14 protein-coding genes are annotated in these 13,429 nt (G+C 60.3%); all 14 read right to left on the bottom strand.

All coding sequences use genetic code 11. The features are described 5' to 3' along the window. Nucleotides 1-392: 392 nt before the first annotated feature. The gene (locus B5F39_RS08680) at nt 393-1,247 is read right to left on the bottom strand and encodes an RnfABCDGE type electron transport complex subunit B (RefSeq protein WP_087366087.1); all 855 of its coding nucleotides are present in this window, start codon (nt 1,245-1,247) and stop codon (nt 393-395) included. A gap of 11 nt (nt 1,248-1,258) precedes the next feature. Beyond that, nucleotides 1,259-1,837: an electron transport complex subunit RsxA gene (gene rsxA, locus B5F39_RS08675; RefSeq protein WP_087366084.1), complete on the bottom strand. Its 579-nt coding sequence runs from the start codon at nt 1,835-1,837 to the stop codon at nt 1,259-1,261. Next, on the bottom strand, nt 1,837-2,574 hold the full coding sequence (locus B5F39_RS08670) for an electron transport complex subunit E (RefSeq protein ID WP_087366081.1): 738 nt from the start codon (nt 2,572-2,574) through the stop codon (nt 1,837-1,839). The genes rsxA and B5F39_RS08670 overlap by 1 nt, the downstream gene beginning before the upstream one ends. Before the next feature lie 5 nt (nt 2,575-2,579). Beyond that, complete coding sequence (locus B5F39_RS08665; RefSeq protein WP_087366078.1) at nt 2,580-3,212, bottom strand: RnfABCDGE type electron transport complex subunit G; 633 nt, start codon at nt 3,210-3,212, stop codon at nt 2,580-2,582. After that, entirely contained in the window at nt 3,205-4,134 is a 930-nt protein-coding gene (locus B5F39_RS08660; RefSeq protein ID WP_087366075.1) for an RnfABCDGE type electron transport complex subunit D, read from the bottom strand. Before B5F39_RS08660 ends, B5F39_RS08665 begins: the two co-directional genes overlap by 8 nt. Next, nucleotides 4,134-5,471 (bottom strand): electron transport complex subunit RsxC, encoded by a 1,338-nt coding sequence (gene rsxC / locus B5F39_RS08655; RefSeq protein WP_087366073.1) that lies wholly within the window; start codon nt 5,469-5,471, stop codon nt 4,134-4,136. The genes B5F39_RS08660 and rsxC overlap by 1 nt, the downstream gene beginning before the upstream one ends. Nucleotides 5,472-5,798: 327 nt before the next feature. Further along, nucleotides 5,799-6,905, bottom strand: a complete 1,107-nt coding sequence (gene phnW, locus B5F39_RS08650) for a 2-aminoethylphosphonate--pyruvate transaminase (protein ID WP_087366070.1) — start codon at nt 6,903-6,905, stop codon at nt 5,799-5,801. Next, nucleotides 6,906-7,721 carry a phosphonoacetaldehyde hydrolase gene (gene phnX / locus B5F39_RS08645; protein WP_087366116.1) on the bottom strand — a complete coding sequence of 272 codons (816 nt, stop codon included), beginning with the start codon at nt 7,719-7,721 and terminating at the stop codon, nt 6,906-6,908. A 40-nt stretch (nt 7,722-7,761) separates the two neighbouring features. Next, nucleotides 7,762-9,417, bottom strand: coding sequence for a putative 2-aminoethylphosphonate ABC transporter permease subunit (locus B5F39_RS08640; protein ID WP_087366067.1), 1,656 nt, complete (start codon nt 9,415-9,417; stop codon nt 7,762-7,764). 1 nt (nt 9,418) lies between these two features. Next, nucleotides 9,419-10,390 (bottom strand): ATP-binding cassette domain-containing protein, encoded by a 972-nt coding sequence (locus B5F39_RS08635; RefSeq protein ID WP_087366065.1) that lies wholly within the window; start codon nt 10,388-10,390, stop codon nt 9,419-9,421. A gap of 29 nt (nt 10,391-10,419) precedes the next feature. Then, nucleotides 10,420-11,484 carry a putative 2-aminoethylphosphonate ABC transporter substrate-binding protein gene (locus B5F39_RS08630; protein ID WP_087366062.1) on the bottom strand — a complete coding sequence of 355 codons (1,065 nt, stop codon included), beginning with the start codon at nt 11,482-11,484 and terminating at the stop codon, nt 10,420-10,422. A gap of 185 nt (nt 11,485-11,669) precedes the next feature. Beyond that, the gene (locus B5F39_RS08625) at nt 11,670-12,002 is read right to left on the bottom strand and encodes a thioredoxin family protein (RefSeq protein WP_204245080.1); all 333 of its coding nucleotides are present in this window, start codon (nt 12,000-12,002) and stop codon (nt 11,670-11,672) included. Nucleotides 12,003-12,014: 12 nt separating this feature from the next. Then, nucleotides 12,015-13,016 carry a permease gene (locus B5F39_RS08620; protein WP_087366059.1) on the bottom strand — a complete coding sequence of 334 codons (1,002 nt, stop codon included), beginning with the start codon at nt 13,014-13,016 and terminating at the stop codon, nt 12,015-12,017. Continuing rightward, entirely contained in the window at nt 13,013-13,309 is a 297-nt protein-coding gene (locus B5F39_RS08615) for a metalloregulator ArsR/SmtB family transcription factor (RefSeq protein ID WP_087366056.1), read from the bottom strand. The genes B5F39_RS08620 and B5F39_RS08615 overlap by 4 nt, the downstream gene beginning before the upstream one ends. Nucleotides 13,310-13,429: the final 120 nt, after the last annotated feature.

Raw genomic sequence — 13,429 nt, 5'->3', positions numbered from 1 at the left:
AATGAACAGGCTCCTCGCTCTTCGCTGCACGTATTCTTCCTCTCCGCGGTTTGCACGCCCGCTTACGCTTCGCTTACAAACCGCTTCGCCTTCTCCTCATTATTCCCCTGTCATGGTGCTTCGCCGCTTTCCTCCGGGGCCCGCTCGGTTTCTTCAGAACCTCGCCCCCGGCGGCGCAACGTGAAGGAGTATATTACGCTTCAAGCGTTTCGTCAACTACTTTTTTCTGCTTTTTTAGTAGGACGCTAGAGGTCGTGTAGATGTAAACTATCGCTTTCGTCCAGTTCACGACAAAGCTCGCAGCGCTTAGATTCCTTTGAAATTACATGTTGGCAAAAGCAGAAAAGAGAAGGCATCAAGCCTTCTCTTTTCTTGCGTTTGTTCGATGACGTTTACGCCTGCGCCTGCGGCTGAGCAGCCGAGGGCTGAGGAGCCGGAGCCGCCGGTCTCGGAGGGCGCATGTCTGCGATGGCTTTGACGGGGCATTTCGCCACGCAAAGGCCGCAGTTGACGCATAGCGCCGGATCTATGACGGCCAGGCTCCCCTGCATGGAGATAGCCTGTTTCGGACATGTCTTGACGCAGAGGGTGCAGCCTATGCAACCCGTAGAGCAGACTTTTTTGACGAAGGGGCCTTTGAGGGGGTTGCTGCATCCGACTTGTACTTTTGATTTTTTCGGCACCATGGCGATGACGCCGCGCGGGCATTCCGCGGCGCATGTGCCGCAGCCGACGCATTTTTCACGGTCGACGACGGCGACGCCGTCTTTTACGCTGATAGCGCCGAACTGGCAGACTTTGACGCACGTCCCCAAGCCCATGCAGCCGTAGGTGCAGGCGGAGGGGCCTTTGCCGGGGACGACGGAGGCGCTGCGGCAGTCGTCGAAGCCCATGTAGACGCAGTCTTTTACGGTTTTGTCGTGCGTGCCGCTGCATTTGACGAAGGCGACCATCGGCTCGGAGGCTTCAGCCGTTACGCCGAGTATCTCCGCTATTTTGGCGGCGACGTCTGGGCCGCCCGCGGCGCATTTGTTGGGCTTGGCGGCTCCGCTGACACAGGCTTCGGCGTATCCGTCGCAGCCCGGGTAGCCGCAGCCGCCGCAGTTGGCGCCGGGGAGTATTTCACGTATTTTGCTCTGGCGTTCGTCGACAGCGACGAAGAATTTTTCCGACGCGAAGGCGAGCAGCGCGCCGAAGATGACGCCGAGGCCGCCCATTACAAGTGTCGGGTAGAGTATTCCTTCCATGTCCGTCCCTCCTATTTGATGAGGCCGCTGAAGCCCATGAAGGCTATCGACATGAGGCCCGCCGTGACGAGGGCTATCGGCAGCCCGCGCATGCAGCGCGGCATTTCCGCGTTCATTTCGATCTTCTCGCGTATGCCGGCCATGAGAACGATGGCGAGCAGGAAGCCCGCCGACGAGCCGAAGGCGTTGACTACGGAGTAGATGAAGTTGTAGTTTTCGTTCATGTTGATGACGGCGACGCCGAGGACGGCGCAGTTCGTCGTGATGAGCGGCAGGAAGATGCCGAGGGATTTATAGAGTCCTGGCATCATTTTTTTGAGCACGGTTTCGACGAACTGTACCAGGGCCGCGATTATCAGTATGAACGCGAGCGTGTAGAGGTATTCCAGCCCGAGCGGGACGAGGATGAAGTTGTAGGCCAGCCATGTCATTATCGCCGCAAAGGTGGTGACGAATACGACGGCTATGCCCATGCCTTTCGCGGTCTCAAGCTGGCTGGAGACGCCAAGGAACGGGCAGCAGCCTAGGAACCGGGCCAGCAGGATGTTGTTTACGAGCACGGAGCTCACGAACAGAGCGACGAGTCCCATTACTTACCGGCCTCCTTTTCCGTTTTGGCGCAGACGCTTCCGGCGGTGCCGCCGTGGCATATGCCTTTGAGGGCGCAGCCTCCGCAGGCGTCGAGTTCATGCCATCCGTCGTATGACGACTGGACGCCTGTCGCTTTTTCTTCTTTCCTCATTTTTAGGTGGCGTATGAAGGCCATGAGGATGCCGAGCGTTATGAAGCCGCCGGGGGCGAGGATGACGAGCAGCGCCGGCGCGTATATGTCGGGCGGGAGTATGGCCGCGCCGAATATCGTGCCGTTGCCGAGGAGCTCGCGGATGCAGCCGATGAGAGTCAGCGAGCATGTGAAGCCGAGCCCCATGCCGATGCCGTCGCACATGGAGGCGAAGACGCCGTTTTTATAGGCGAAGGCCTCCGCTCGCGCGAGTATTATGCAGTTGACGACTATGAGCGGGATGAATATTCCGAGGGACCTGTTGAGCGCAGGCGCGTAGGCCGATATGAGGAGCTGCACGACCGTGACGAAGCCCGCAATGACGACTATGAAGGCCGGTATGCGTATCTCGTCCGGGATGCATTTCCTTATCGCGGATATCGCCATGTTGGAGCCCATGAGGACCGCCGTCGCGGCGAGGCCCATGCCTATGCCGTTGATGGCGCTCGTGGTTACCGCTATCGTCGGGCACATGCCGAGAACGAGGACGAAGGTCGGGTTTTCGGTCAGTATGCCGTTTTTGATTATTTTAAGAGGATTTATCATTAGTCTTATTCCTCCCCTTTATTGACGGAAGCCGAAGCGCCGGACACGCCGTCCGCCTGTTCCGGCTCTCCCTGCGCGCCCTCTCCTGAGAAGTTCGCGCGCCAGTACGAAAGCGCCGTGTTGACGCCGCTCACGACCGCAGACGATGTGATCGTCGCGCCGGAGATGGCCTGTATCTGGTCGTCGGACTCGGGCGGGGTCTTGGTGACGGTGAGCCTCTTCGCCAGTTTTTCCTTGAACTGTCCCGCGAAGGCCGGCTCCACGGCTTTCGCGCCGAGGCCCGGCGTTTCGCTGTGGCTCAGTATCTTGATGTCCATGACGCGTCCTTCGTTGTTTATGCCGACGACTGTGGTGACGAGGCCTGCGTAGCCCTTGGGCGTGACGGTGAAGTTGTACCCCTTGACCTCTCCGTTGGCGCTGCCTTCGTAAATTTCGGTTATCATCGGATAGCCGTCTTTTATCTCAAGCTGTTTGAACTCCGTCGCGCCGGGCAGCGTCGATGCGAGCGCCTCGTTCTTTTCCTGCGCCTGCACCTGGCGGATTGGTTCGAGCGTCATTGTGTAGACGCCGCCGAGGATGAGCCCCGTGACCGCGGTTATGACGAATAGTATCAGTCCGTACTTCGCTATCTTAGGCATGTTTTTTCACCTCACCGAAGATATGCGGCTTCGTCGCCCTGTCGATGAGCGGGACGACGAGGTTCATTATCAGAATCGAGTACGACACGCCCTCGGGATAGCCGCCCCATGTGCGTATGAGCGTCGCTAGGACGCCGCAGCCTACCGCGAATATTATCTGTCCGCGGCGCGTTACCGGCGTCGTGACGTAGTCGGTCGCCATGAATATGGCTCCGAGCAGGAGGCCACCCGAGAGTATCTCGTAAAGCGGCGTGACCGGGCGCTGAAAGGCCACGCTCAGCACGGCGACGGTCGCTACGTAGACGACCGGGATGTGCCATTTGATTATGTCTTTATAGAGAAGTATTCCGAAGCCTATGAGCAGCGCGAGAGCCGAGGTCTCGCCTATGCAGCCGCCGACGTGTCCTATGAAAAGATCCTGAAGCGGCGGGAGCTGGTCGGTCGCGCCCATCTTGATGAGCGCGAGCGGCGTCGGTCCGGATACGCCGTCTATCGTCCACGTAGTCATAGGAACGGGCCAGCTTGTGAGCATCATCGCGCGCGCCGCGAGCGCGGGGTTCACGATGTTGCATCCGAGGCCGCCGAAGAGGTGCTTGACGACGACCATCGCAAAGAGGCTGCCTAAGACCGCCATCCAGAACGGAATGGTCGGCGGCAGGTTGTATGCGAGCAGCAGCCCGGTGACTGCGGCCGAGAGGTCGTTGACCGTGCTGGGCTTTTTAAGGCATTTTTCCCAGAGGTACTCGAAGATTACGCAGGAGGCGACGCATACCGCCATGACGGCGGCGGCGCGGACGCCGAAGAAATAGACGCCGGCGAGACCGGCGGGGGCGAGGGCCGCGAGCACCCATCCCATGACCTTCTGAGTGTCGAGCGGGGAGTGGATGTGCGGCGAGCTTGATACTACCAGCAGACGTTCCATTACTTAGCAGCCGCCTTTCTGCGCATCGCCATAACGGAGGCCTTTCCGTCGCGGCAGCCCTGCGTAAGCGGGCGGTGCGCCGGGCACACGTAGGTGCAGCTTCCGCATTCTATGCAGTTCATGCCGCCCTCTTCCTCGAAGCGCTTATACATACGCGCCGCAACGAGCGGTTCAAGAACGGTCGGGACGAGCCCCATCGGGCATGCCTCAACGCATTTTCCGCAGTGCAGGCAGGCCGTTATCGGCTTCAGCATCGCGGACTTCGCCGTGAGCGCGAGGATTCCGGACGTGCCTTTGACGACTGGGACGTCGATGGAACGCATCGAAACGCCCATCATCGGGCCGCCGGAGAGTATCTTGACCGGCTGCTCCTTGAAGCCGCCGCAGAGTTCTACCAGTTCGCGCACTGAGGTGCCGAGCGGAACGGAGATGTTCTTCGGATGGGCGACCGCGTCTCCCGTCACGGTCACGACGCGCGTCACTGCGGGTTCGCCGAGCGCTATCGCGCGGTAAATCTGCTGCGTAGTGCGGACGTTGAGGATTATGCAGCCGACGTCGGCCGGCAGAGCCGTGACGACGTACTCCTGCCCCGTCAGAGCCTCGATGAGCATTTTTTCAGCGCCCTGCGGGTACTTTACGGCGAGCGGCTGCACAGTTATGCCGGAGGCTCCGAGGCGCTTGACCGCCTCTTCCATCGTCTTGACGGCTTCGGGCTTGTTGTTCTCTATCGCGATTACGCCCTGAGCCTCGGGGAAGAGACGGAGGACGAGCTTCAGCCCGTTCACCACCTCGTCGGGCGATTCCAGCATCAGGCGGTTGTCGCAGTTGAGATAGGGCTCGCACTCTACGCCGTTGACGATGAGCCATTTTATCTTCTTATCCGGCGGCGGCGACAGCTTGACGGCGGTCGGGAACGTAGCGCCGCCGAATCCGACTATCCCGGCGTCGCGGATGCGCTTCAGATATTCCTTCGGGTCGATGTTCTCATAGTCGGGCAGCGGCTGCCACTCCGGCGCCTTTTCGTACTTGCCGTCGTTCTCGACGACGACGCAGTTCTCAAAAGTCCCCGGCGTCGTCATGCGCAGCGTCACATCCTTCACAGTACCGGAAACGCTCGAAAGTATAGGCGCGGATACGAAGGCGTCGTTGTTGCCGAGCCGCGTGCCGACGAGCACGCGGTCGCCCTTGGCGACGACCGGCGCGCACGGCGCGCCGATGTTCTGCGGCATCGGGAAGACGAGCTCGCCTTTCGGAAGATACTGCTCTATCTTCTCGTCCGCGGTCAAAACTTTGTTCTGCGGCGGGTGGATGCCGCCCCAGAATGTCGGAAGCTTCATAAAAACGCTCCTCCTTTAGCAAAAAAAAGTCATAGGAGTCATTACTCTCCATCAACAAAAACAACCCATAACCCAATTTGCTATTTTAACATTTATGTCCGAAAACAAAAGAGTTTTTCATAGGAAATAAGAGAGCTTCACAAAGAAAAGGTCATTGACTTTTCTGAAAAATTTGTGAACGCGTAATTTTTCACGGACTTACGGCGCGGGGTAGGTGCCTGAAAAAATTCCGCGCGCGGCGGCCTGCGGATACGAAGCGGCGGCGCGCGGCTCCTCTGCGGAAGCCGCCGCGCCGCGCGTAACGTCCGGCAAAAGCGTGAGCTTCTGTTACTTCTTCACGTACTTCGCCGCCGCAGCCAGAACTCCCTCTATGTCCTTCATGTGGACGTCGCCGATGTTGCCGACGCGGAAGGTGTCGGCTTCGGAGATTTTTCCGGGGTAGAGGACGTAGCCCTCGCCTTTCATGAATTCGTAGAAGTCTTTGAAGTCGAATGTTTTATCGGGGTAGAGGAACGACGTGATTATCGGGGACTGGACTTCTTTACTAAGCAGCGGGCGGAAGCCGAGCGCGGCCATGCCTTCGGCGAGGCGGCGCTGGTTTTCCGCGTAGCGTTTGTGGCGCGCCTCGACGCCGCCCTCTTCCTGCAGCTCCATGAGCGCTTCGATGAAGGCGCGGACGACGTGGGTCGGCGAGGTGAAGCGCCATTTCCCGTGTCCCTCTTCCATGACTTTCCACTGGTCGTAGAGGTCGAGCGATACGGAGCGCGCGCGGCCCGCGCATTTTTCGAGCCCGGCGCGGCGCGCTATGACGAAGGAGAATCCGGGCACGCCCTGTATGCACTTGTTGGCGCTGCTTATCATGAAGTCTATGCCTAGGCCGTCCATGTCTATCGGGATCCCGCCGAAGCTGCTCATCGCGTCTACGATGAATATTCTGCCGCGGCGCTTGACTTCATGCGCTACGCTTTCGATGTCGTTCAAGATGCCCGTCGTCGTCTCGCAGTGGATCATAAGGACGTGCGTCACGTCGGGGTTTTCGTCGAGAAATTCCGCCGTTTCCGCAGCGTCGGGGCGCTCCGTCTCACGGTATGAGAGTTCGGCGGTGTTTATGCGCAGAGTGCGCGCTATCTGCGCCGCGCGCCTGCCGTACGCGCCGTTGGCTATGACGAGTATGCGCCCGTCGGAGGGCACTACAGTGCCTATGACGGACTCGACGCCGTAAGTCCCGCTGCCCTGCATCGGGACTGCGGTGTATTCCGCGCGTTTGGCTTCGTCCGGGACGGCGAGGGCGACTAGGTCGCGCCTCATGCCTTCGACCAGATTATTGTAGTCCGCGTCCCACGTACACCAGTCGCGCAGCATCGCCTCGCGCACGGCGGGCGTGGTCGAGAGCGGCCCCGGGGTGAGAAGAAGGTAAGGATTTTCAGCCGTCATTTATTTCGTCTCCTGTCCGAGTTTTATTTCGTTTATCTGTTCGATGAGCTTCGGCAGTTCGGTCACGCGCTCTATGACAAAATCCGCGCCGGCGGCGAGGAAACGCCCGCGCACCGCGGCGTAACGCTCCGCGCGTTCGTTTTCGGAGAGCGCTTCGCATTCTTCGCGCGTCAGCCCGAGTTCGCTGCTTCCCTCGATTATGCCGGCGCTCCACACTCCGGCGTTCTTGCCCTCGCGCACGTCGGCGAGCGTGTCTCCGGCCTTGACTACGTTCGACGGCGGATATACGCCGAGCCGCTCCATGTTCCTGAAAATCATGTAGGGGGCGGGGCGTCCAGCGCCGGCCTCGTCGGGGGTGACGAGAGCGTCGGGCGCGTAGCCGCGCGCCGCCGCGCCGGGCGCGACTATGTCCATCATCTCTTTCGTGTAGCCGGTGGTTGAGCCTATCTTCAGCCCTGCGCCGCGAAGTTCCGCGACAGTCTCTATAACGCCGGGGAGCGGCTCGCAGTAGTCCTTGAGCGTGCCCATGAGGGCCGGGACGAAGCCTTCGTACAGCCTGTCAACGTCGGCCTCGTTCCACGCGCGCCCGTACTTTTCCGCGAAGAGCGCGGAGACTCGCGGGAGTTTCAGCAGCTCGCGCACGTGGTCGCGCTTCGGCAGACCCATCGGGCCGCGCGCCTCTTCTATCGAAAGCGGCAGCCCCGCCTCCTCGAATACGCGCGTGAAGGCGCCGAGCGGCGCGAAGCAGCCGTAGTCCACGGTCGTGCCGGCCCAGTCGAATATCACGCATGTTACGCGGTTTTCGTTGTTTTCCACTTTTATGACCTCCGTATTCAAACGTTTGTCGCCGCGCAGATTATAGCGCAGCTCGCTTTTTCCTGTATCTCGCAGAGAAAAATTCGTAGCCGAGCCTCGCCGCGACGTTGACGAGCACGACGAGGACTGAGAGGGCCGAGGCCGGCGCTATGTCGCCCGCGTCCTCCATGTTGACTATCGCGACTGATGCGAGCTTGAAGTCGGCGGGATAGAGGAATACGACCGCCGAGACCGTCACCATCGAGTTGACGAATATGTAGACCATCGTCTCGAAGAGGGCGTCTGAGCACATCGGCAAGGTGACTTTGTAAAACGTACGCCAGAGCGGAACGGACATGGACTCCGATACGGCTTCGATCTCGCGGTCGAGCTTTTTCAGCGCCGAGGTCGCCGTGACGAAGGGGACGGAATAGAAGTGGACCATGTTCGCGAGCACCATTATCCACATCGTGCCGTAGACGAAGGAGAACGGATTGCCGTCCGCCGTGAAGAAGAATATGAAGGCTATGCCTATCGAAAGCCCCGGAAGCGCGAGCGGGATTATCGAGAGCAGGTAGTCCGCGCGCCGCAGCAGCGTATGTCCGCGCGTCTTCTCGATGAGCCACGCGTTGACGAATACGAAGCCGCCGCCGAGCACCGCGGAGACGAGCGCGACTATCACGCTGTTGCCGAATGAGCTGAGGCCGCCGGTCGCGGGGCTGTCCACAAGGAAATGCTCGAGCGTGAACGAAAGATTGTAGGGCCACGCCTTGATGAAGGCGGCGAAGAAGCCCGCGCCGAGCAGCATGAAGACGAACAGATTTATCACGACGCAGAAGAGCGTCAGAAGCCTGTCGCGGAGTTTGTTTTCTATTATCCTGTAGGCCACGCTGCGCGAGCTGACGGTCGCCTCGTTCGCCGAGCTTATGAATCTGTCGGCGGCGAACATCGCGAGCGCAGGAAGCATCAGCAGCAGGCCGACGACCGCGCCCATGCCGAAGTTCTGCTGTCCTACGACCTGCTTGTAGATGTCCGTCGCGAGGACGCCGTAGTTGCCGCCGACGACCTTCGGCGCGCCGAAGTCCGTGAAGCAGAGCGTGAAGGCGACAAGGAAGGCGCTGACTACGCCGAACTTCGCGCCGGGCAGCGTCACGGTGCGGAAGATGCGCCACGCGCCCGTGCCCATGACGCGCGCCGCCTCGTACAGGCGGTTGTCGCAGTATGCGAGAGTTACCGAAAGTATCAGGAAAGCCTGCGGGAAGGTGTAAAAGACCTCGCAGATGAAGATGCCGAGCGGACCGTAGAGCGGCAGTTTAAGCCCGAGCATCGTTATTATCCCCTTGTTGCCTATCAGGTAGACGAGCGCGATGCCGTACATCATCGTCGGCGCGAAGAGCGGCAGCACCGCCGTGAAGCGCAGAAGCTTCTTGGCCGGGACGAGCGCGCGCGTCAGGGCGTAGGCGTAGACGAAGGCCAGCACCGTCGAGACCGAGGCGACCGCCGTCGAGATGACGAGCGAATTTTTCAGCGAGCGCACGAGGTGCGGCGAGGAAAAATATTCGACGAAGTTCGCAAGCCCGATGAAGGTCCCGTCGTTCGCATGGAAGGCCTTTGAGAAAAGCGCGAGCATCGGGCATACGACGACGATGAAGAGAAACGCGAGTGAGAAAACGAGCAGGCCCTGCTGGAGCCTGCCCGCGCTTTTTATCCTAACCATATCAGCTTGCCTTTAGGCAAATCACCTTTTCAGCCGGAATATCGAGGTAGACGAGCGCTCCGAAGCGCAGCGGCAGATTCTCGCGCTGCTGCGCGGGGACGTCCGCGGTGTACTCGCCGCCGGCTGTCTCGACTCCCACACGGTAGAAGGAGCCGCGGAACTCTATGTCGCAGATGCGCCCCGGTATCGCGCCGTCGTGTCCCGCGCGGCAGAGGCGCAGGCTTTCGGGGCGTATCGCGCCGCTGCGCCCGCCGACGAAATTCACCGTGCCGACGAAATCGGCGACGAACGGGCTGCTCGGCGACTCGTAGACCTTCTGCGGGGTATCTATCTGCTCGATGACAGAATTGTTCATGACGATGACGCGGTCGGCGAGCGAGAGCGCCTCCTCCTGGTCGTGAGTGACCATTATCGTTGTGATGCCGAGCTTCTGCTGTATGTGGCGCAGCTCGCGGCGCAGCTTGACGCGCACCTTCGCGTCGAGCGCCGAAAGCGGCTCGTCGAGAAGCAGGAACTCGGGCTTCAGCACTATCGCGCGCGCGATGGCGACGCGCTGCTGCTGTCCGCCCGAGAGCTGCTGCGGATACTTTTTGCGCTGCTCTTCGAGCCCGACCATCTCTATCGCGCCGTTCACGCGCAAAGCTGTCTCCTCGCGCGAAAGGCGCTTGTTCCAGAGGCCGTATGCGATGTTTTCCTCGGCGGTCATATTCGGGAAAAGCGCGTACGACTGGAAGACTATCCCGAAATTGCGGGCGGAGGGCGGCTCGCCCGTAACGTCGCGGCCGCCTATCTCCACCTTTCCGCTCTCTATATCTTCAAGTCCCGCGACGACGCGCAGGAGCGTGCTTTTCCCGCACCCCGAGGGGCCGAGGACGCAGACGAACTCGCCGTCTTCTATCTCGAAGCTCACGTCGTTGAGAGCCGTCTGCTTCCCGAATTTCTTGACGATGTGTTCAGCGCGGAGAGATGCCATGATTTCCCGACTGCTCCGGCGAAGCGGAACTAGTTCCCGGCCTCCGTCTTGCCGTCGTAGCGCGCCGCCCACTCCTTGAGGATGCGGTCGCGGTTCAGCGCGGACCATTTCAGGTCGTTGTTCTTGACGAGCTGCGAAAGCGGGTCTTTGGCGTAGCCCTCGGGGATTCCATCGCGCACCTTGACCGCGGTGATCGCGTAGTCGTCCTTCAGCGCGTTGATGGCTTCGTCCGAAATCGCCCAATCGAGGAAGAGCTTCGCCTCGGGCTTGATGTCCGCCTTCTTTATCAGAGCGTTCGCCTCGACGTCCCAGCCGCTGCCCTCTTCGGGGAAGATGACCTCGATGGGCGCGCCCTTCTTCTTCTGGTTCATGCCGGCGTAGCCGTAGGAAATGCCGACCGCGAACTCGCCCGCCGCGGCCTTCTTGGCGGGCGCCGAGCCGGAGTGCGTGTACATCGCGATATTCTCGTGGAGCTTGTCCATGTACTCGAAAGCCTTCTTCTCGCCCATCAGGTGGATGAGCCCGGTCACCGCGAGGAAGCCCGTGCCCGACGAATTCGGGTTGCTCATGATTATCTGCCCCTTGAACTCAGGACGGAGAAGGTCTTCGTAAGACTTGATAGGCGGAAGGCCCTTCGCCTTCGCTTCGGCGGTGTTGTAGATTATCGCCGTCTCCCAGGCGTCAATCCCGACCCACGCGGGCGGATTCGCGGAATCCCTGAGCATCGGCTCCACGCGCTCGAGCCCCTTCGGCGCGTAAGGCTCAATCATGCCGCGGTCCTCAAGAACGAGAAGGCTCGACGCGGCCGTCCCCCAGACGACGTCCGCCGGGGTCTTGCCGCCCTCTGCGAGCAGCTTCGCAGTGATGATGCCCGTCGAGTCGCGGACTATCTTTATCTCAATGTCGGGATACTTCTCGCGGAACGAGGCAAGATACTTGTTTATCTGCTCGTTCTCAAGAGCGGTGTAGACCGTGAGCTCTTTCTTCTCCGCGGCCTGCGCCTCGCGCGCGAAAACCGCCGGAAACGCCGTGACGGCGGCCGCCGCCGCGACCGCGAGCATCCCTTTACCTAAACGACGCCAAATACCTGACATGAAAATCCTCCTCAAAGTTAGTGCTTGCTTCAACGTCCTCGCGGACGTTACTATGAAACCATTTTTGAGTTACGGAAGTGTTGGAGTTAGGTTAAGGTTACGTAAACGCCGCGGCGAAGCCCATGCAAAAACATAAAGCGGCGGAGACGTCCTCGTCCCCGCCGCCGTTACTATCCGCGCGCAAATCACGCGCTTAAATCCGCGAGAATTTTCTTCAGCTCGCTCCTGTCGGGCACGCGCCCGCACACCGCGACTTTACCGTTTATGACGAGCGCCGGCGTAGACATGACGCCGTAAGCCGCGATGCTCGGGAAGTCCGTAACGTGTTCCACCACGGCCGCCGAGCCGAGCTCTTCGAGCACGGAACGCACCGCCGCGTCGAGCTCGCGGCACCGCGCGCATCCGGCGCCCAGCACCTTCACCGGCGCGCCGGAGCACGCGGCGTCCGCGCCGCGGCTTGCCTCACCGCCGCATCCGCATCCTTTGTCCTTCTTATTGCCGAAAAATCCCATCTTCATATACTCCCTTCGTCAGTCTATGATGAAAAACTGCATCGCGTTGAACGCATAGCCCACAATGATGATGCCCACGGTGCAGACCGTCACGAAAGTCCACAGAAGCCGCGGCTTTATCGCCTTGCGAAGCATGACGAGCGACGGCAGGGAAAGCGTCGTCACCGCCATCATGAAGCTCAGCACCGTGCCGAGCCGCGCGCCCTTGTAGAGCAGGGCTTCCGCCACCGGAATCGTCCCGAAAATATCGCCGTACATCGGAACGCCGACGAGAGTCGCCAGCACCACGCCGAACGGGTTGCCGCTGCCGAGAACGCCCTCGATCCAGCTCTGCGGCAGCCAGTTGTGGATGAAAGCCCCGATTCCGACTCCGAGAAGAATATAGGGAAAAACCTTGCGGAAGGTGAAAACCGTCTGCCCCCTGGCGTAAAGCAGGCGCTCGCGCGCGGACAGCTCCGCCGTTTCGGCGTCTACGCCCTTCACCTGACGGATGAAATCTTCGACGTAACCGTCCATCCGCATTTTTTCGATAAGCGTGCCGCCCGCCACCGCGATGACCAGGCCGAGCAGGACGTAGGCCGCCGCGACGCGCGCGCCGAAAATCCCGGTCAATATGACGAGGCTGCCTAAATCCACCATCGGAGACGAAATCAGAAAAGAAAAGGTGACGCCGAGCGGAAGCCCCGCGCTCGTGAATCCGATGAAAAGCGGTATCGACGAGCACGAGCAGAAGGGCGTGACCGTGCCGAGCAGAGCCGCCGCACAGTCGGCCCATATCCCGTGGAAGCGCCCCATTATCCGGCGGCTGCGCTCCGGCGGGAAATAGCTCTGAATGTACGAAATTACGAAAATCAGCGTGCAGAGCAGAATCGTTATCTTAATTACGTCGTAGATGAAGAAATTCAGGCTGCCGCCCCAGCGCGACGAAACGTCCACGCCAGCCGAGCCGAGCGCGCGTGCGACGAGCGCGTTCAGCCATTTCATGCCGAGCAGTTGGTTCTGGACGAAATCCCAGATCATAGGGCGCGGCCTTCTTTCGTCCCGCGCGGCATGAGAGTTCCGACGAACAGCGCGAAGTCGCGCAGCCGCTCCGCGTCGACCGAATAATGCTGCCACTTGCCTTCCCGCCGCGCCTTCACCAGCCCGCACCCGCAAAGAATCTTCATGTGGTGCGAGAGCGTCGGCTGTGTGATTTCAAAGCGTTCCAACAATTTGCACGCGCACTTCTCTCCGTCGGAAAGCATCTGGACAATAAGCAACCTGTTGCTGTCGCTCAGCGCCCTGCAAATGAGGGCGGCGTCGATAGCGTTCATAAGAACCCACCTCACATAGATGATTATCTATGCGTGATTATAGAAGTCATATAGATGAATGTCAATATATCAAAGGAGGAACGGACGGCGCATTTCGCCGGACGCGCACGAAAAGCGGCG

The organism is Cloacibacillus sp. An23 (genome assembly GCF_002159945.1).
Lineage (GTDB): Bacteria > Synergistota > Synergistia > Synergistales > Synergistaceae > Caccocola.
This window is presented reverse-complemented; position numbering and strand designations above follow the sequence as displayed.